Source organism: Mesorhizobium sp. B2-4-7, from assembly GCF_006442685.1.
In the GTDB taxonomy this organism is placed as follows: Bacteria; Pseudomonadota; Alphaproteobacteria; order Rhizobiales; family Rhizobiaceae; genus Mesorhizobium.
Window position 1 is genome coordinate 321,499 of record NZ_VFVH01000001.1, and the last position, 19,259, is coordinate 340,757.

A 19,259-nucleotide genomic window follows, 5' to 3' on the forward strand; every position below is an offset into this window, starting at 1 on the left:
TGCGGAAAGCGTCAGGCCGAAGCCTTGTCGATGTACTTCACGGCATCGCCCACCGTCAGGATGGTTTCAGCCGCGTCATCGGGGATCTCGACGCCGAATTCTTCTTCAAACGCCATGACGAGTTCGACCGTGTCGAGACTGTCGGCGCCCAGATCATCGATGAAGCTCGCCTGCTCCGTCACCTTGTCGGCATCGACGCCCAGGTGCTCGATGACAATCTTCTTGACGCGCTCTGCGGTGTCACTCATTTGGGGCATCCTCGTCTTTTGGTTGTCTGTCTTCGTTAGCGGGCGGAATGCCGCTAATCAAGCTGAAAGATGGTCCCGCCGGAAACGCAATGGCCGCAGACCGGTTTTTGCCCGAACCGCCGGGTTGCGGGCCGCATTACACGAAAAATCGTGGGCGTCCAAGCCGAAATGGTCGCTTTTCACAGCCCGCCCAGGCGTTGCCTGTCGCCGTCCCAAAGCCACCGCGAATGCCCGGGCTCGGCCCGAAATGCATGCTTTGGCCGACCCGATCAGATCATCGCCATGCCGCCGTTCACATGGATGGTTTGGCCGGTGACGTAGCCGGCCTCGTTGGAGGCAAGATAAGCGACGGCGGACGCCACTTCGGCGCTGGTGCCCATGCGGCGCGTCGGGATAGCGGCCATGATCGCCTCCTTCTGCTTGTCGTTGAGCTTGTCGGTCATCGCCGATTCGATGAAGCCCGGGGCGACACAGTTGACGGTTATGCTGCGGGTGGCGATCTCCTGCGCCAGCGATTTGGAAAAGCCGATCATGCCGGCCTTGGAGGCGCAGTAGTTGGTCTGGCCGGGATTGCCGGTGACGCCGACCACCGAGGTAATGTTGATGATGCGGCCGTGGCGACGGCGCATCATCGGATGGGTCAGCTCACGCGTCAGCCTGAACACGGCCGTCAGATTGACTTCGAGCACGCTGTCCCAGTCGGCGTCCGACATGCGCACGAACAGCCCGTCCTTGGTGATGCCGGCATTGTTAACCAGGATGTCGACGCCCTCGAGATCGGCCTCCGCTTTCTGGCCGAGCGCCTTGACCTCGTCGCGGTTCGACAGGTCGGCCGGAAACAGCTTCACCCGGTCGCCCAGGTCGGCGGCCAGCGCCTCCAGTCTCTCGACGCGCGTGCCGTGCAGGCCGACGATGGCGCCTTGCGCATGCAGCACCCTGGCGATCGCCTCGCCGATGCCTCCCGACGCGCCGGTGACAAGTGCCTTGCGGCCGGTCAGTTCGAACATGTGTTTTCCTCTTTGGTTTCGGAAGCTCAGCGAGCAACCTTATCTGTATACGTCTCGCGGGTATCCGATTGCCATCACCAACGGAATATCTTCAGCGATACAAGCCGCGCCATCAAATTCACACGCGGCGCCTCACCCGAGCGCCGCCAGTGCGGTTTCGACCTCGGCTGCGGAACCGACCGATGCCGTGGCGATTTCGCGGTTGATGCGCCGGGCCAGCCCTGAAAGCACTTTTCCCGCGCCGACTTCATAGAGCGTGGTGACGCCGTTCGCGCCGAACCACTCCACCGTCTCGCGCCAGCGCACGCGGCCGATCACCTGTTCGAACAGACGGCGCGCAATGATTTCGGGATCGCTGGTCGGAGTGACCGTGACATTGGAGACGAGCGGCACGACAGGCGCGTTCTTGGTTACCCCGGCCAGCGCCTCGCGCATGATCTCGGCGGCGGGCGCCATCAGCGCCGAATGGAAGGGCGCGGAGACCTGCAGCATCAGCGCTCGCTTGGCGCCTTTTTCCGTGCACAGTTTGGCAGCCAGTTCGACCGCTGCCTTGGCGCCGGAAATCACCAGCTGGCCACCGCCATTGTCGTTGGCGATCTGGCAGACCGATCCTTTGGCAGCCTCGGCGCAGGCGGCTTCGACATCGGCCTGCTCCAGTCCGATGATCGCCGCCATGGCGCCTTCGCCGGCGGGCACCGCCGCTTGCATGGCATTGCCGCGGATGCGCAGCAGCCTGGCGGCATCGGCAACCGAGACGAAGCCGGCGGCGGCAAGCGCCGAATATTCGCCCAGCGAATGGCCAGCGACGTAGGTAATCTTGTCCTTCAGCGAGAAGCCGCGCGCTTCCAAGGCCCTGATCGCGGCCAGCGATACGGCCATCAGCGCCGGCTGCGCGTTGGCGGTGAGCGTCAGCGCCTCTTCCGGCCCTTCCCAGATCAGCTTCGACAGGTTTTCGCCGAGCGCGTCGTCGACTTCGCTAAAAACCCTACGCGCCTCGGGGAAGGCATCGGCGAGGTCCTTGCCCATGCCGACAGCCTGGCTGCCTTGTCCCGGAAAGGTGAATGCAACGGCCATGTGTGGGCTCCCAAAGCTCGGTTCTGCTTGCCTGATACACGAATTTTCCTGCCTGTGACGCAACGCGGCCTGCCAAGTCAAGCCCGGTTCGACCCGGCCCCTTGGCAGCTTTGCCGGCCGAGTGCCTGTTCCAAAAGGCTTTTTGGCGATCACTCCTGATGAAAACCGCTCACGAATCGTTTGCTGGCTCTTCTTATTTCCGCCACAGGCGCTAGCTTTGCGTGACAATTCCATGACAATCGAGTGACGGGTCTGTCGCTGGGTGGGGAAGTTAAAGTGGCTAGGATTTCGAAAGGCGCAGGCAAAGCCGCGCCACAGTTTCTGGAAGACGATCCTTCCACCGGCTACCTGCCGGGACGGAAGTGGCCGACCATACGCTATGGGCTGACCAGCCTGCTGATCGCGGCCGTCCTGGTGTTCGCCATCGAATTGATCGTGCGCGGCGACTTCGCCGGCACGGTTTCCTTCTTCCTGCAGCCGCTCAAGCCGGGCTGGACCACGATCGTGGTGTTCGCACTGGTTCTGGTCGGCCTCGATGCCGTTTTCGGCCGCAGCTATCAAAGCCTGATGATCGTCGCGCCGCTGACGCTCTCGCTGGCTTTCATCGGTCACCAGAAATCGCATTATCTCGGCGATCCCCTCTACCCGACCGATTTCCTCTACTCCCGCCAGATCGTGGCGCTGCTGCCGCTTCTGGTGCGTGACCGTCCGATGACTGCCCTTGCCATGATTGTCGGCATCGTCGCCGGCCTGTCGCTGCTCATCTATGGCTGGCGGGTCTGGCGTCGAAAAGTGCCCATACTCAGCCGCAAGGGCCGTCTCGCCCGGCTGACGCTGGCCGTGCCGCTGCTCGCCTTCTTCGTCTCGATCATGGACTATGCCACCTTCTCCTGGACCCGGGACCGGCTGCAGATCATCCCGATTATGTGGGACCAGAAGGAAAATTACGCCTCCAACGGCTTTGCGCTCGCCTTCGCGCTGAACGTGCCGATGGCGCATGTCTCGGCGCCGCCAGGCTATTCGGAAAAGGCGATCGCGGCCATCGACAGGCCGCAGGTGACCGCCTCGGTGCCCCAGGAAAAGCCCGACATCATCGTCGTCATGAGCGAATCCTTCTGGGATCCGACCAAGCTGCCCGGGGTCACCATCACGCCCGATCCGATCCCCAACGTGCGGGCGCTGCGTTCGGGCTCCATGTTCTCACCCGAATTCGGCGGCATGACCGCCAATATCGAGTTCGAGGCACTGACCGGCTTCTCCAACGCCTTCCTGCCGGCCGGCAGCATCCCCTACCAGCAATATGTGCGCACGCCGACGCCGTCGCTGGCGACCTTCCTGAAGAGGGAGGGCTACAGGGCGCGCGCCATCCATCCGGGCACCAACTGGTTCTGGAACCGCGGCGCGGTCTATGCCGATTTCGGCTTCGACGACTTCAGATCGGAAGAGACGTTGCCGCCGATGCAAAAGCGCGGGCCGCTGGCATCCGACGCGGCGATGACGGACGAGATCATCAGCGAGGCCGATGCCAGCGATGCCCCGGTGTTCTTCTTTGCCGTCAGCCTGCAGAACCACGGCCCTTACGAGCCGAACCGCTACTACAACCCGACCCACACCGTGCAGGCGCCGATCAGCCAATGGGCGCGTGAATCGCTGCTGAGTTACACCGAGGGCTCGGCCGACGCGGACCGCGGTCTCGAACGCCTGATCGAATGGGCAAAGAAACGCTCTCGCCCCACCGTCATCGCCTTCTTCGGCGACCATCTGCCGCCGCTTGGGCCGGTCTATGTAGAGACCGGGTTCATGAAGGACAATGTCGCGCCGCGCAAGGAGGCTTCCGCCGAGGCGGCGCTGGAGCATCATCAGACGCCACTGGTCATCTGGTCGAACCGCACAGGCCCTGCCAAGGACATGGGCGCCGTCAGCCCCGCCTTCCTGCCCTATCACATCCTGAAAACGGCCGGCATCACCCACCCCTACTATACCGGCTTCCTGGGCGAGATGCGCGAACGCTACCGCGTGGTCGACCGCAATCTGCTGCTGACGCCGGCGGGAGAAGCCACGCCCGATTGGGCGCGGCAAAAGCAGATCGACCCGGCGATCCGCGACTTCCGGCTGCTGCAATACGACATGATGTTCGGCAAACGCCACGCGGCGCCCGACTTCTTCCCCGAAACGGTGGACAAGGTCGTCGCCCATATGAGCTGAAATTCGCGGCATCCTTCCAGGATGCCGCCCAGCGGGGTCGAGCGTTCAATTCGTCAGTTGCAATTTCGAGAATTTGTTGGCGATCTGCTGGAACACGTTCGGCAATTTGTTTGGATCGTTGACGGCGTAGTAGTCGCTGGGATCCGAGGCGCAGGCGCTGTAAAGCGTGCGGTTGGCGGCGGTATCGGATTGCAGCACCATCGTGTAGATTTCGGCGCCCTGCTTCTTCAACTGCGTGCAGACGCTTTTGGTCCATCCGTCGACATTGCGCGCGGCGGTGGTCTGATTGTCCGATCCAAGCCGACCGGCAGCGCCATAGGTTGAGCCCGCGAGAAAACCATAGGACGTATAGTCTGACTTGGTCGTCTCGTTGCTGGCGCCGTAGACGACATTCTCGCCGTCGGTGAGCAACATGACGATCTTGCTCACCCCAGGCGTCTTCCAAGGCGTACCCTCGGCGTATGGCGCACCCGGCGACAACACCCGCTGGCCCCAGGCCAGGCCCTCGGAAACATTGGTGCCGGACCCCGCCCATGCAAGCATCTTGGCGGCCTCGTTGCGAAGTTTTGTAAAGTCTTCGGTCAAGGGGACGATTGGCGAGGGACAGGACCGGTTTGGCCCCACCGTCAATTGCAAGGCGTTTGGATCGTTTGTGACCGCGGTGGCAATGGCGGTGTTCTGCGGCGCCACATATTTGGCGACTGTTTCAAGATCACCCCGCAAAAGCCCGGCAGCACTTCCAAGCAAGCCGCTCAGGTCTATTCCGAGAATATTCAGTCCGCCATTCCGAGCAAGTTTGGCCTCATCAGGGGCGTCGTCGATAAAGGAATTGTTGTAGTGATAGGCATCGTTTGAATAGCCGCTGGAAGGTCTCGTCCCCTTTCCCGGACTGTCCGGCGCGAAATAAGGCACGAACAGAGTGTCAGGGTAACGTGGATCAGGCGGCGTATCGGCGATATTAAGGACACCAGGCCGCGCCTCGACGCAGCCTTTCCAACCCGTATCCTCCCCCTTGCCGTCCTTCCACCCCGTCAATTTGGCGGCAGAGGCCGGATCTTTCATCAACTGCCTGAACAGCGCCATATGATTGGGACGCTTGTCGTTGATGACGGGGAAATTGATTCCATTGGTGGATGACTTGCCGTCCATGTCGATCCAGGACGGGTCGAACCCGTCGCCGTTGACATTGACAGCCGTGACGAAGGGTACCAGCGCCACGCGGACCTTGCGCGTCGGTGATTGCGCCGCTTCCAGATATTTGAGCAGATTGTCCGTCGCTGTCTTGAGGGCAGCAATTTTGGCGCCGGCCATCGAGCCGGTGTTGTCCAGAACCAGCACGACTTCGAGCTGGTTGTTCGATTCGACCGCCGAGGCATCGACCACGATGTGCCTGCTCTCACCGAGCAGGAAGGCGAAGTTCAAATCGACGTCAGCCGAGGCGACGGCCTTCGTCTTGACGAAGTTGACGCCCCTGTCGACCGTCAACGTGGCCCGCGCATTTGTGAGTTCGCCATGTCCGGCTACGTTGGCCTGGAAATAGCGGTTGAAGGCGTCGGTGCGGGTGATGTCCAGATCGCCGAGATGCGAGGAGGCGAGATTTGCCGCGTCGAGCGCATTCTGCAGGTTGCTCTTGGCCCGCATGATGGTGGAGACATCGGCTGCGAAGGCCACCGCCGACAGGATGGCCGGCAAGCCGATCCCGAGCAAAAGCGCGAAGTTGCCGCTTTTCGAGCGCCAGAATTTCTTGAGAAGCATCCTTACCCCCGGAAATGCCTAGCCCGTTGCTGACAGCGGGATGCCGCTTTTTGCGCCAGACATGATGAATCGGCGGTTGATGCCGGGGCCGCAACCCCATACAACCTGTCATGGTGGTTAAGGCCTGGTTTCCGGGAACCACGGAGTCCTATCGCCGCACATGCCGGTTTTCCGGCCCTGCGACATCCGGGATTGCCGCCTGCTCTTGCCTTCCACGTGGATTGCTATATAGACGCCGCCAATCTGCCGGTCCCAGCTGGGGGCTGAACGGAGGGCCGGAGGTTTTCGAAAACCTTCGCGTGAAGCCAGAAGCGCTTCCGCCTCCCGTGTCTCCGCTCTCGACCGTCTCGTCATGCTCCTTTCTTCCCCGCTCCTGGCGGGTCAGAGAAGTTGCAGAGGCTTTTGCCGCCGGGAACCGGGAGAGAAACGAAGAAAGGCGAAAAGACATAATGGCTCTTTACGAACATGTGTTTCTTGCCCGGCAGGACCTCTCGCAGCAGCAGGTCGATGCGCTTGTCGAACAGTACAAGGGCGTCATCTCCGCCAATGGCGGGTCCGTCGGCCGGGTCGAGAACTGGGGACTGAAGTCCCTCACCTACCGGGTCAACAAGAACCGGAAGGCATACTACACGCTGATGGATCTTGACTGCCCGCCGGCAGCGCTCAACGAAATGGAGCGCCAGATGGGCCTGTCCGAGGACGTGCTGCGTTTTCTGACCATCAAGGTCGATGCGCATGAGGAAGGTCCCTCCGCCATGATGCAGAAGCGCGAAGAGCGCTCGGAACGCGGCGGCTTCGGCGACCGCGACCGCGGCGACCGTGGTCCGCGCTCGTTCGGCGACCGTGATCGCGGCGATCGTCCGCCACGCAGCTTCGGCGGCGACGCTGGTGGCGATCGTGGTCCGCGCCGTCCGCGCGAAGGCTTTGAAGGGGGTGCAGAATAATGGTCGACATTAACCAGATCCCGACCCGGCGCCCGTTCCATCGCCGCCGCAAGACCTGCCCGTTCTCGGGCGCCAACGCGCCCAAGATCGATTACAAGGACGTGCGCCTCCTGCAGCGCTACATTTCCGAGCGCGGCAAGATCGTGCCGTCGCGCATCACCGCCGTCAGCCAGAAGAAGCAGCGCGAGCTCGCCAAGGCGATCAAGCGCGCCCGCTTCCTCGGCCTGCTGCCCTACGTGGTTCGCTAATCCTTGACGCGGGCGGCTCCGCCGCCCGCTTCTCTTCCACGGCGACGGGCGCCGCTGGGTTGCGCATCAAATCCCGAGTTGAGGCCAAAAGCCTCTAACTGCCGCGACAGGCAGGACAGCGACACCGGCGGCAACGCCCTTTTGCTTCCTGACCTGTTCCAAAGAATTTCGCACCGATCCCGTGATTGGCGCCCTAACCAAAAGGAACAAAACCATGGAAGTCATTCTTCTCGAACGCGTTTCCCGCCTCGGCCAAATGGGCGACACCGTCAAGGTCAAGGACGGCTTTGCCCGCAATTTCCTGTTGCCGCAGGGTAAGGCGCTGCGCGCCAACGAAGCCAACAAGAAGAAGTTCGAAGGCCAGCGCGCGCAGCTCGAAGCCCGCAACCTCGAGCGGAAGTCCGAAGCCTCGCAGGTCGCCGAACAGCTCGACGGCAAGAGCTTCATCGCCGTTCGCTCGGCCGGCGAGACCGGCCAGCTCTACGGCTCGGTGTCGACGCGCGATATCGCCGACCTGCTGACGGCAGAGGGCTTTTCGGTCAACCGCAACCAGATCCAGCTCAACCAGCCGATCAAGACCATCGGCGTGACCAATGTGGCGATCGCGCTGCATCCGGAAGTCGAGGTCACCATCACGCTCAACATCGCCCGCACGGCCGACGAAGCCGAGCGGCAGGCCAAGGGCGAGACGCTGACCACCGCCGAGGCCATCTATGGCGAGGACATCAACGACAATGCCCGGCCGGAGAACTTCTTCGACCCGAACGCCGAGTTCGAGGGCGGCGAAGAGAACGCCTGACATCGGCGCGGCGCGCCTGCCGGCGCGCCGCATTCGGCTTCGGCCTCAATCAGTTCAATCAGACTGGCAGCTCCAATCAGACTGGCAGTTCAAGCCAGACTGGACCAATGCCCGGGTTCACCACCTGGGCATTTTTGTGCCAAAAGGAACTTTTCGAAACCCTATATATTGATGCAGAGTAGGACAGCCTGTCTGACCGAGAGGGGACATTTGGGTCATGAATATTCTGTTGAAACGCGTTCTCGACCGCCTGGTGCGCACAGGCAATCTCAAGGTGACCGGCCCACAGGGCACGACATTCGTGTTCGGTGACGGCAGCGGCGAGCCGGTGCACCTGCACATCAAGACCAGGCACGCCGAGCGCGCCATTACCTTCGATCCGATGCTGGCCGTGCCGGAAGCCTACATGGATGGCGAACTCGACATCCTCGAGGGCGGCGTTCTTGGCCTGATGCGCATCGCTTTCCAGAACATGGGCAGCGGCGGCATCGACGCGACGTGGTCGAAAGCCATCGAAGGCCTGCGCCACGCTTTCCGCCGCCTGCAGCAGATCAACACCGCGTCGCGTTCGCGCCGCAACGTGCAGCGCCACTATGATCTGTCGGGCGACCTTTACCGGCTCTTCCTCGATGAGGACATGCAGTATTCCTGCGCCTATTTCGAGCAGCCGGACATGACGCTGGACGAGGCGCAGGCAGCCAAGAAGCGCCACATCGCCGCCAAGCTCAGGCTGAAGGCCGGGCAGACGGTGCTCGACATCGGCTCCGGCTGGGGCGGGCTAGGCCTCTACCTCGCCAAGGCCTTCGACGTCGACGTACAGGGCGTGACACTGTCGACCGAGCAGCACGGTGTCGCCACCGACCGGGCGCATGCCCAAGGCCTGGAAAACCACGTTCATTTCGAGCTGAAGGATTACCGCGAACTCAACGAACGCTTCGACCGCATCGTTTCGGTCGGGATGTTCGAACATGTCGGGGTCAACCATTACCGCACCTTCTTCGACAAGAGTGCGACGTTGCTGAAGCCTGATGGCGTCATGCTCCTGCACACGATCGGCCGCTCCGGCGTGCCGTGGGCGACCAGCGCCTTCATCCGCAAATACATCTTCCCGGGCGGCTACATTCCCGCGCTTTCCGAAGTCATGCCGGCGATCGAGAAGTCAGGCCTCGTCGTCACGGACATCGAAATCCTGCGGCTCCATTATGCCGACACGTTGAAGCATTGGGGCCAGCGCTTCGCCGTCAACCGCGACAAGGCCAAGGCGATCTATGACGAACGCTTCTGCCGCATGTGGGAATTCTATCTGGCAGCCTCGGAAGCCGCCTTCCGCTGGCAGGATCTGGTCATCTTCCAGATCCAGCTTGCCAGGAAGAACGACACCCTGCCGATGGCGCGCGACTATATGGTCAAATGTGAAAAGGCGCTCGAAATGCGCGACATGGGCCATCGCGAAGCGGCTCCGGTCGAAGAGCCCGCCAAGCCCGCAAGGCGCCGCAAGGTGGCGGAGTAGGAACAGACCGCTTTGCCGCATTGGCGCTTGCCATTCCCGGCTCGTGCCCTGAAAAAGGCCTCGTGATCGTCGCGAGGCCTTTTTCATGACCTACCTCCTCTATGCAGCCGCGGCGCTCGCCGAGATCGCTGGCTGTTTTTCGGTGTGGGCGTGGTGGCGGCTGGAGAAATCGCCGCTGTGGCTGCTGCCAGGGTTCGTTTCGTTGCTTGTGTTCGCCTGGCTTCTGGCCCTGGTGGACACCGGCGCGGCCGGCCGCGCCTATGCCGCCTATGGCGGCATCTACATCGCGGCGTCACTGGCCTGGCTTTGGCTGGTGGAAAGCGTGCGTCCCGACCGGTGGGACCTTGCGGGGGCGGCGCTCTGCATACTGGGTGCCTCTGTCATCCTGCTCGCACCACGAGGGGCATGAGCCGTGGAACTGCCCGCCCCGCTTCGACAGGCCGTCGACCGTGCCCTCGAAAACGTGCCGCTGCCGGTGCTCAGGCAGGCGGCGAAAACCCTGTCGGACCGTTACCGCGCCGAGATGCGCGACGGCCGCCTGCATATGGCGCAGGATATGGCGGTCAAGGCTTATCTGGCGACGCGGCTGCCGGCGACCTATGCCGCCGTCCGCGCAAGCCTTGACGCGGTGAACGAAGCCCAGCCGGAATTCGCGCCGAAAACCCTGCTCGATGTCGGCGCCGGCCCGGGCACCGTGCTTTGGGCCACGGCGGACCTGTGGCCCGATCTTCAGCATGCCGTTTTGCTGGAGGCCAGTGCTGCGGTGCGCAAGGTCGGCGAGGCGCTTGCCGCCGATGCGATCGCTGCCCGGATCGCCTGGCAGACCGGCGATGTGACCATCGACCTTGACGGTTCGCAGCCGGCGGACCTCGTCACCTGCGCCTATGTGCTGGACGAGATCACACCGGCATCACTGCCCAAAATGGTCGATCGGCTGTGGCAGCTCACGACAGACACGCTGCTGATCGTGGAGCCGGGCACGCCGGCGGGCTGGCAGCGTGTTCTCGCGGTTCGTCGGCAACTGATGGAAGCGGGCGCGCATGTACTGGCACCTTGCCCGCACGAAGCCCCCTGCCCGCTCATCCCGCCCGACTGGTGCCACTTTTCGCGGCGCGTCGCCCGCTCGCGCCTGCACCGGCTGGCCAAGGACGCCGAAGTGCCATGGGAGGACGAGAAGTTCATCTATGTCGCGGCTTCGAGGCAGCCGGCGCCAGTCCGCGCGGCGCGGGTGATCGCGCCACCGAAAACCGGCTCGGGCAAGGCGGCGCTCAAGCTTTGCCGGCCGGACGGCAGTGCCGGAGAGACGCTTTTCAGCAAGCGTGACGGTGAACTGTTCAAGGCGGCACGGCGGTCGGACTGGGGCGATGTGCTCGATACAGCGTAGGGATTCGGGTGACGATCGTTCTTGCTTTGTTCCAAACCGTCGCGTAGAATCAGCACCTTGTCGAGTCAATCGGAATCAGGGCACGGGAATACTGTCCTGTGGACGGTTTTTTGTTTCTGTGAACAGTGGGCATCAAATCTGCTTGGGTGATAACTGTTGCAGATAAGTCAGCACTCAATTTTCCGATTCTGATATCGAGAGACCGGGATCGAAATCGGGGACATCATGGCAGAGGCAGCGCGGAAATTCGGCGTGGCGGAGCAACCGCTCTATCGCGAGGCGCCGAACAACATCGAGGCGGAACAGGCGCTGCTCGGCGCGATCCTGGTCAACAACGATGCCTTCTATCGCGTCTCCGACTTCCTGAAGGCCAGCCACTTTTACGAACCCCTGCATCGCAAGATCTTCGAGATCGCGGCAGAGCTCATTCGCATGGGCAAGGTGGCAACGCCGATCACGCTGAAGACCTTCCTGCCGGCCGACGAGAAGGTCGGCGACATGACGGTAGCACAATATGTCGTGCGCCTGGCGGTCGAAGCCGTCACGGTCGTCAACGCCGCAGATTACGGTCGCGCCATCTATGACCTTGCGACGCGTCGCGCCCTGATCACCGTCGGCGAGGACATGGTCAACATCGCCTATGACGCGCCGGTCGACATGTCGCCGTCCGAGCAGATCGAGGATGCCGAACGGCGCCTGTTCGAGCTGGCCGAAACCGGACGCTATGACGGCGGCTTCGAGAGCTTCACCGACGCGGTCAAGACCGCGGTCGACATGGCCAACGCCGCCTACATGCGCGACGGCCACCTGTCGGGGCTGGCCACCGGCATGCGCGACCTCGACCGCCGCATGGGCGGCCTGCAATCGTCCGATCTGATCGTCCTTGCCGGCCGTCCGGGCATGGGCAAGACGTCGCTCGCCACCAACATCGCTTTCAACGTCGCCGAGGCCTATGTGCCGGCGCAGCAGGCCGACGGGTCGTTCAAGGCGGCGAATGGCGGTGTCGTCGGCTTCTTCTCGCTCGAAATGTCGTCGGAACAGCTCGCGACCCGTATCATCTCCGAACAGACGGAAATCTCCTCCTCGAAGATCCGCCGCGGCGAGATTACCGAAATGGACTTCGAAAAGCTGGTCGCCTGTTCGCAGACCATGCAGAAGATTCCGCTGTTCATCGACCAGACCGGCGGCATCTCGATCGCCCAGCTCTCGGCCCGCGCCCGGCGCCTGAAGCGCCAGCGCGGCCTCGACCTCATCGTCATCGACTATATCCAGCTGATGCAGGGCTCCAGCGCCAGGGCCTCGCAGAACCGCGTGCAGGAAATCACCGAGATCACCACCGGCCTCAAGGCACTGGCCAAGGAGCTCGCGGTGCCGATCATCGCGCTGTCGCAGCTCTCGCGACAGGTTGAAAGCCGCGACGACAAGCGCCCGCAGCTCTCGGACTTGCGCGAATCCGGCTCGATCGAGCAGGACGCCGACGTCGTGATCTTCGTCTACCGCGAGGAATACTACCTCAAGAACCGCGAGCCGAAGCTCGGCACCGACGAGTACATCAAGTGGGAAAACGAGATGAACGAGATGCGCGGCAAGGCCGAGGTGATCGTGGCCAAGCAGCGTCACGGACCGACGGGCACGGTCACGCTAGCCTTCCACGGCGAATTTACCCGCTTCTCGGATCTGGCGGAGGAACATCATATCGCGGAAAGGTTTGAGTAGCTTTTTTGACTCACCGTCACGCTCCGTCAAACCCCCTCTGTCCCGCCCACCTATCCAGCATCGGCGATCCCGAAGCAGGCCTCGCTAATGGCTAAATCCCGCGTCCAGTTCATCTGCCAGAACTGCGGATCGGTGCATCAGCGCTGGGCCGGAAAATGCGACGCCTGCGGCGAATGGAACACGCTGGTCGAGGAAGGTACGTCCGGCGGCATCGGTTCCGGGCCGGCCAATACGCGCAACGCCCGCAAGGGCCGCGCGGTGGTGCTGACCACGCTTTCCGGCGATATCGAGGACGCGCCGCGCATCGTGTCGGGCATCGGTGAGCTCGACCGCGCCACGGGCGGCGGCTTCGTGCGCGGCTCGGCGCTGCTGGTCGGCGGCGATCCCGGTATCGGCAAGTCGACGCTGCTCACCCAGGCTGCTGCTGCCCTTGCCTCGAGGGGCCACCGCATCGTCTATGTCTCGGGTGAGGAGGCGGTCGCCCAGATCAGGCTGCGCGCGCAGCGCCTCGGCGTCGCTTCCACACCGGTCGAGCTTGCGGCCGAGACCAATGTCGAGGATATCCTTGCCACGATCGCCGACGGCAAGCGGCCGGACCTGGTGATCCTCGATTCGATCCAGACGCTGTGGACCGACCTCGCCGATTCGGCGCCCGGCACCGTCACCCAGGTGCGTGCGGCCGCCCAGGCGATGATCCGCTATGCGAAATCCACGGGTGCTGCGATCGTGCTCGTCGGCCATGTCACCAAGGAAGGCCAGATCGCCGGCCCGCGCGTCGTCGAGCACATGGTCGACGCCGTGCTCTATTTCGAGGGCGAAGGCGGCCATCACTACCGTATACTGCGCACCGTCAAGAACCGTTTCGGGCCGACCGACGAGATCGGCGTCTTCGAAATGTCGGACAAGGGGCTGCGCGAGGTTGCCAATCCGTCCGAGCTGTTCCTCGGCGAGCGCCACGCGAAATCGCCGGGAGCGGCGGTTTTCGCCGGCATGGAAGGCACAAGGCCGGTGCTGGTCGAAATCCAGGCGCTGGTCGCGCCCTCCTCGCTCGGCACGCCGCGCCGCGCCGTCGTTGGCTGGGACGGCGCCCGGCTGTCGATGATCCTGGCGGTGCTCGAGGCGCATTGCGGCGTGCGCTTCGGCCAACAGGACGTCTATCTGAACGTAGCCGGCGGCTACCGCATTTCCGAGCCCGCGGCCGACGTGGCGGTGGCGGCCGCACTGGTTTCCTCGCTCACCGGTCTTGCCCTTCCCGCCGATTGCGTCTATTTCGGCGAAATCAGCCTTTCTGGCGCCGTGAGGCCGGTTGCGCATGCGCAGCAGCGTCTCAAGGAGGCCGAAAAGCTGGGTTTCGCAAGCGCGGTTCTGCCCTTGGGCAGCGAGGAACTTGCCGGAGGAATCGGGGCCGGCGCTTTCCAGCCCACCGAGCTCGCCGACCTCGTGGCGCGCATAGCCGGCTCACGGCGCAGCCGCGCCAACGACGAAGAATGACGGGCTCACCTGGTGGTGAGCGACAGGGAGTGGGGCGACAAAGATGCCGATAACGCTGCTTGACGGAATTCTCGTCGGCTTCACCCTGGTCTCGGCGATGCTCGCCATGGTTCGCGGCTTTTCACGCGAGGTCCTGTCCATCGTGTCCTGGGCGGCGGCAGCCGCGGCGGCGTTCTTTTTCTACAAGCCCGTGCTGCCCTACCTGAAACCCTACATCGACAATGAAAAGATCGCCATGGCGGCCTCCGCCGGCGTCGTCTTCATCATCGCTTTGATCGTCGTCAGCGTCATCACCATGAAGCTCGCCGACTGGATCATCGATTCCCGCATCGGCGCGCTCGACCGCACGCTCGGCTTCCTCTATGGCGCCGCCCGCGGCATTCTGGTGGTTGCCGTGGCCCTGCTGTTCTTCAATTGGCTGGCCGGCGCCAAGGCACCGGCCTGGGTCACGGAGGCCAAGTCGCGGCCGCTGCTGGAACAGATCGGCGCCAAGCTTGAAAGCCTGCTGCCCGAGGATCCGGAAAACGCCATCCTCAAGAAGCTCAATCCGAATCAGCCGGCCGCCGAAACGCCCGCCGCACCGGATGCACCTTCCCCGGATGCTCCGGCGGGAGGGGACGATACCAATGCGCCGGCTCCTGACGACAGCGATGCCGGAACGCCTCCAGCGGACAACGCGCCGGCCAATCCGGCCCCGGCTGCGCCGGCGAATTGATGAGTGATCGGGCGCCGCGGAACAGGCGTCCAAGACTGACGATGATCGTGAACCATCGCCGGACGCGTTGCTTTCACGGCGCTGTCGCCTTATATGGCGACTTTAGCGGAGCTTGAGCCCCATGGCAGACGCAGACGACGTGCTTTCCGCGGAAGCTGATGATCACTTCCACGACGAATGCGGCGTATTCGGCATTTTCGGCCGGCAGGACGCGGCGGCCATCGTCACGCTCGGCCTGCACGCGCTGCAGCATCGCGGCCAGGAAGCGGCCGGCATCGTCTCCTACGACGGCACCCAGTTCCATGTCGAACGCCATGTCGGCCTGATCGGCGACACCTTCACCAAGCAGCGCGTCATCGACAGCCTGCAAGGCAATCGCGCCATCGGCCACACGCGCTACGCCACGACCGGCGGGGCCGGCATGCGCAACATCCAGCCCTTCTTCGCCGAACTGGCCGATGGCGGTTTTGCCGTGGCCCATAACGGCAATCTGACCAACGCCATGACCGTGCAGCGCGCGCTGCAGAAGCAGGGCGCGATCTTCTCCTCGACCTCCGACACCGAGACGCTTCTGCACCTCGTCGCCACCAGTAAGGAGCGCGATCTCAACTCGCGCTTCATCGATGCGGTGCGCCAGGTCGAGGGCGCCTTTTCGCTGGTGGCGATGACGGCCAAGAAGATGATCGGTTGCCGTGACCCGCTCGGCATCCGCCCGCTGGTACTGGGTGACCTCGACGGTGCCTGGATCCTGGCCTCCGAAACCTGCGCGCTGGACATCATCGGCGCGCGTTTCGTGCGCGACCTGAAGCCAGGCGAGATGGTCGTCGTTACCTCCAAGGGCATCGAGAGCCTGTTCCCGTTCGAGCCGCAGAAAACCCGCTTCTGCATCTTCGAATATGTCTATTTCGCACGCCCGGACTCTTCGGTCGAAGGCCGCAACGTCTACGAGGTGCGCAAGCGCATCGGCGCGGAACTCGCGCAGGAAAATCCCGTCGAGGCCGACATCGTCGTGCCGGTGCCGGATTCCGGCACGCCGGCGGCAATCGGCTTTTCGCAAGCCGCGGGCATCCCCTTCGAGCTCGGCATCATCCGCAACCACTATGTCGGCCGCACCTTCATCCAGCCCGGCGATTCGATCCGCCACATGGGCGTCAAGCTGAAGCACAACGCCAACCGCCGCATGATCGAGGGCAAGCGCGTCGTGCTGGTCGACGATTCCATCGTGCGCGGCACCACCAGCCAGAAGATCGTGCAGATGGTGCGAGACGCCGGCGCCAAGGAAGTGCATATGCGCATCGCCTCGCCGCCGACCAGCGCCTCCTGCTTCTACGGCGTCGATACGCCGGAAAAATCGAAGCTTTTGGCATCACGTATGTCGATCGAGGAGATGGCCGAATTCATCCGCGTCGATTCGCTCGGCTTCCTGTCGATCGACGGACTCTATCGCGCCGTCGGCGAGGCCAACCGCGACAACGAGCAGCCGCAATTCTGCGACGCCTGCTTCACCGGCCAGTATCCGACCCGCCTGCTCGACTTCGAAGGCCACGACAATGTGCGCACGCTGTCGCTGCTGGCGACGAGCGGCGCATAGGATTGCCGCACTGCCAGTTGCCATAGCCATATTTCCGGAATCTATCGCATGACCTTCGACCTTTCCGGCCGCGTTGCGGTCGTCACCGGCGCCTCGCGCGGCATCGGTTACTTCATCGCCAGGGAACTGGCTGCCGCCGGCGCCCACGTCATTGCCGCGGCGCGCACCGTGGGCGGGCTGGAAGAACTCGACGACCAGATCAAGGCCGAGCGCGCCAAAACCGGCAAGGGCGAAGCGACGCTGGTGCCGCTCGACCTTGCCGACATGGCCGGCATCGACCGCCTGGGCGGCGCCATCCATGAGCGGTGGGGCAAGCTCGACATTCTCGTCGCCAATGCGGGCGTGCTCGGCGTGATCTCGCCGATCGGCCATGTCGAGGCGAAGACCTTCGAGAAGGTGATGACCATCAACGTCACCTCGACCTGGCGGCTGATCCGCTCGGTCGACCCACTGCTGCGGCTCTCCGACGCCGGCCGGGCCATCATCCTGTCGTCCAACGCTGCTCACTCGGCGCGCGCCTTCTGGGCGCCCTACGCGGCTTCCAAGGCGGCGGTCGAGACGATGATGCGCTCCTGGGCACATGAGACGCAGAGCCTGCCCTTGCGCGTCAATGCCGCCGATCCGGGGGCCACCCGCACCGCGATGCGCGCGCAGGCCGTGCCCGGCGAGGACCCGGAAACGCTGCCGCATCCCTCCGAGATCGCCAAACGCATCGTGCCGCTGGCAAGCCCCGATCTGAAAGAGACAGGATTGATCTTCCAGGCCAAGCACAACCGTTTCGTCGCCTACCGACAGCCGGAATAGCCGCATCTTTTTTATCGGAAGAATTCGGCTCCGGGCGGCGTTCCTCGAATGTACATTCGAAGCTCAAACCCGGAGGACCGACATGCGCAGACTTATTCTCATCGCCGCCACCGCCATTGCCTCAGCCTTGGCCGCCGGCACAGCCTTGTCACAAGATGCCAAGATGAGCTTCTTCGTCACCAGCGTCGGCTCGGGCAAAGGGGCAGACCTCGGCGGCCTGAAGGGCGCCGACGCGCATTGCGCCTCGCTGGCGGAAGCAGCCGGCGTCACCGGCAAGACCTGGGCCGCATATCTGTCGACCAGCACCGAGGATGCGCGCGACCGCATCGGCAAGGGACCGTGGGTGAATGCCAAGGGCGTCAAGATAGCCGACGACGTCGCCTCGCTGCACGGCGATGCCAACGGCATCACCAAGCAGACGGCGCTCACCGAGAAAGGCGAGATGGTCAACGGCCGCGGCGACACGCCGAACCGCCACGATATGCTGACCGGCTCGAAACCCGACGGCACCAGGATCGCCGACCAGACCTGCGGTGACTGGACGATGAGCGGCACGGAAGGGGCAGCCATGATGGGCCATCACGACCGCACCGGGCTCGACGATTCAGCTGCCGCCAAATCCTGGAACTCTTCGCATGCTTCGCGCGGCGGCTGCGGCCAGGAGGCGCTGAAAGGCACCGGCGGCGACGGCCTGTTCTATTGTTTCGCAACGAATTGACCAGACCTCGCCCGCCCCGCCACATCACGCGGCTGTGATGTGGCGGCGGAAAGCTGAGTCGCGGTCATGCTTTCGTCATTTCCGCAGAGTTGATAGGATCGCATAGATTCCCACAACAAGCCCCGGCTGGGCAGAGCAAGGAAATTCCCATGGCTTCGAGCGTAGCGTTGGTCTGGTACCTGGTAATCGCCGGCCCGCAAGGCGGCATGGTCGTGTTGCCCAGCACGTTCGACAAGCGCGAACAATGCACCGCCGCCATCACCGAATACCAGAAGCAGCCGGCCCCGACCGGCTGGTCGCTGCAATGCGTGCCGAGCGCGTCACCCTTCACCGATGAGGGCGACGCGGAGGAACCGGCAGCGCAGTAAGGCGCGATGCGGCGTCAGCGCCGTGCGCTGACCGTCAGTTCCGGCTTCTGGTTGATGGTCTGGAACACCACGCAGTAGCGTTCGGTCAGCTTCAGCAAGGAATCGATGCGCTCCTGCGGCTCATCGGTGTCGAGACTGAAATTCAGCCTGATGGCGCGAAAACCGACCGGCGCATCCTTGGCAACGCCAAGCGTGCCGCGAAAATCAAGGTCGCCTTCGGCCTCGACCGTGGCGGCGCCGAGCTTGAATTCGAGCGCCGTCGCCACCGCCTTGAGCGTCACGCCGGCGCAGGCCACAAGTGCCTCCAGCAGCATGTCGCCCGAGCAAAGCTCGAGCCCCGAGCCGCCGGTTGCGGGATGCAGACCGGCAATCGCGAGAGCCCTGCCCGTCTCGACCTTGCAGGCGATCGACTGGTCATCGAGACTGCCTCTGGCCCTGAGCGTGATGAGCGCGCGCGAAGCATCATCGCGATAGGTCTCTTTCAGCGGCGCCTGCATGGCCTTCAGTGCGGTGGCGTCCATTTCGCTGCCCCTTTCGACGATCGTTTCTGGCGCTGGCATGCGTCAACCCACCGAGATTTGACCCGATCACACCGGAAAGCAAACATAATCATCGCGTTGGGACACAGGCGCGCAATCACTATCCCAAATGGACATTGACGGACGAGGTCTCAAAGACCGTC

General features: G+C 63.5%; 19 protein-coding genes. 14 read left to right on the forward strand and 5 right to left on the reverse strand.

The features are described 5' to 3' along the window. Positions 1–11 precede the first annotated feature (11 nt). The 3 genes from FJ946_RS01620 to fabD all read right to left on the reverse strand — a co-directional run bounded on the left by FJ946_RS01620 (position 12) and on the right by fabD (position 2,329). Positions 12–248 carry an acyl carrier protein gene (locus FJ946_RS01620; RefSeq protein ID WP_006203723.1) on the reverse strand — a complete coding sequence of 79 codons (237 nt, stop codon included), beginning with the start codon at positions 246–248 and terminating at the stop codon, positions 12–14. 269 nt (positions 249–517) lie between these two features. Continuing rightward, entirely contained in the window at positions 518–1,255 is a 738-nt protein-coding gene (fabG, locus tag FJ946_RS01625) for a 3-oxoacyl-[acyl-carrier-protein] reductase (protein WP_140494457.1), read from the reverse strand. A gap of 132 nt (positions 1,256–1,387) precedes the next feature. Further along, on the reverse strand, positions 1,388–2,329 hold the full coding sequence (fabD, locus tag FJ946_RS01630; protein WP_140565050.1) for an ACP S-malonyltransferase: 942 nt from the start codon (positions 2,327–2,329) through the stop codon (positions 1,388–1,390). A 276-nt stretch (positions 2,330–2,605) separates the two neighbouring features. Here fabD and FJ946_RS01635 point away from each other — a divergent pair, with 276 nt between their 5' ends. Further along, on the forward strand, positions 2,606–4,534 hold the full coding sequence (locus tag FJ946_RS01635; RefSeq protein WP_224646406.1) for an LTA synthase family protein: 1,929 nt from the start codon (positions 2,606–2,608) through the stop codon (positions 4,532–4,534). Between the two features lie 45 nt (positions 4,535–4,579). Here FJ946_RS01635 and FJ946_RS01640 read toward each other — a convergent pair whose 3' ends face one another. Then, on the reverse strand, positions 4,580–6,289 hold the full coding sequence (locus FJ946_RS01640; protein ID WP_140517845.1) for a pilus assembly protein: 1,710 nt from the start codon (positions 6,287–6,289) through the stop codon (positions 4,580–4,582). A gap of 449 nt (positions 6,290–6,738) precedes the next feature. Here FJ946_RS01640 and rpsF point away from each other — a divergent pair, with 449 nt between their 5' ends. The 13 genes from rpsF (at position 6,739) to FJ946_RS01705 (ending at position 18,577) form a co-directional block, all read left to right on the forward strand. After that, positions 6,739–7,233, forward strand: a complete 495-nt coding sequence (gene rpsF / locus FJ946_RS01645) for a 30S ribosomal protein S6 (RefSeq protein WP_140494463.1) — start codon at positions 6,739–6,741, stop codon at positions 7,231–7,233. Further along, complete coding sequence (gene rpsR / locus FJ946_RS01650) at positions 7,233–7,481, forward strand: 30S ribosomal protein S18 (RefSeq protein WP_006203718.1); 249 nt, start codon at positions 7,233–7,235, stop codon at positions 7,479–7,481. The genes rpsF and rpsR overlap by 1 nt, the downstream gene beginning before the upstream one ends. Before the next feature lie 214 nt (positions 7,482–7,695). Next, complete coding sequence (gene rplI, locus FJ946_RS01655; RefSeq protein ID WP_140494465.1) at positions 7,696–8,280, forward strand: 50S ribosomal protein L9; 585 nt, start codon at positions 7,696–7,698, stop codon at positions 8,278–8,280. A 217-nt stretch (positions 8,281–8,497) separates the two neighbouring features. After that, positions 8,498–9,790, forward strand: coding sequence for a cyclopropane-fatty-acyl-phospholipid synthase family protein (locus FJ946_RS01660; protein WP_140565048.1), 1,293 nt, complete (start codon positions 8,498–8,500; stop codon positions 9,788–9,790). A gap of 85 nt (positions 9,791–9,875) precedes the next feature. Beyond that, positions 9,876–10,199: a YnfA family protein gene (locus tag FJ946_RS01665; RefSeq protein WP_140517843.1), complete on the forward strand. Its 324-nt coding sequence runs from the start codon at positions 9,876–9,878 to the stop codon at positions 10,197–10,199. A 3-nt stretch (positions 10,200–10,202) separates the two neighbouring features. Next, positions 10,203–11,174: a small ribosomal subunit Rsm22 family protein gene (locus FJ946_RS01670; protein ID WP_140565046.1), complete on the forward strand. Its 972-nt coding sequence runs from the start codon at positions 10,203–10,205 to the stop codon at positions 11,172–11,174. A 225-nt stretch (positions 11,175–11,399) separates the two neighbouring features. Continuing rightward, a complete protein-coding gene (locus FJ946_RS01675) occupies positions 11,400–12,890 on the forward strand; it encodes a replicative DNA helicase (protein ID WP_140494474.1) in 1,491 nt (496 codons plus the stop codon). An 87-nt stretch (positions 12,891–12,977) separates the two neighbouring features. Beyond that, entirely contained in the window at positions 12,978–14,381 is a 1,404-nt protein-coding gene (radA, locus tag FJ946_RS01680) for a DNA repair protein RadA (RefSeq protein ID WP_140494476.1), read from the forward strand. Between the two features lie 43 nt (positions 14,382–14,424). Further along, positions 14,425–15,096 (forward strand): CvpA family protein, encoded by a 672-nt coding sequence (locus FJ946_RS01685; protein ID WP_140520657.1) that lies wholly within the window; start codon positions 14,425–14,427, stop codon positions 15,094–15,096. Positions 15,097–15,217: 121 nt separating this feature from the next. Further along, positions 15,218–16,687, forward strand: a complete 1,470-nt coding sequence (purF, locus tag FJ946_RS01690; protein WP_140520658.1) for an amidophosphoribosyltransferase — start codon at positions 15,218–15,220, stop codon at positions 16,685–16,687. Positions 16,688–16,735: 48 nt separating this feature from the next. Beyond that, on the forward strand, positions 16,736–17,491 hold the full coding sequence (locus tag FJ946_RS01695; protein ID WP_140565044.1) for an SDR family NAD(P)-dependent oxidoreductase: 756 nt from the start codon (positions 16,736–16,738) through the stop codon (positions 17,489–17,491). Between the two features lie 82 nt (positions 17,492–17,573). Then, a complete protein-coding gene (locus FJ946_RS01700) occupies positions 17,574–18,209 on the forward strand; it encodes a hypothetical protein (RefSeq protein ID WP_140555762.1) in 636 nt (211 codons plus the stop codon). A gap of 149 nt (positions 18,210–18,358) precedes the next feature. Further along, a complete protein-coding gene (locus FJ946_RS01705) occupies positions 18,359–18,577 on the forward strand; it encodes a hypothetical protein (protein WP_140494486.1) in 219 nt (72 codons plus the stop codon). Positions 18,578–18,591: 14 nt separating this feature from the next. Here the strand turns inward: FJ946_RS01705 and FJ946_RS01710 are convergent, their stop codons facing one another. After that, a complete protein-coding gene (locus FJ946_RS01710; protein ID WP_140494488.1) occupies positions 18,592–19,098 on the reverse strand; it encodes an OsmC family protein in 507 nt (168 codons plus the stop codon). Between the last annotated feature and the right edge of the window lie 161 nt (positions 19,099–19,259).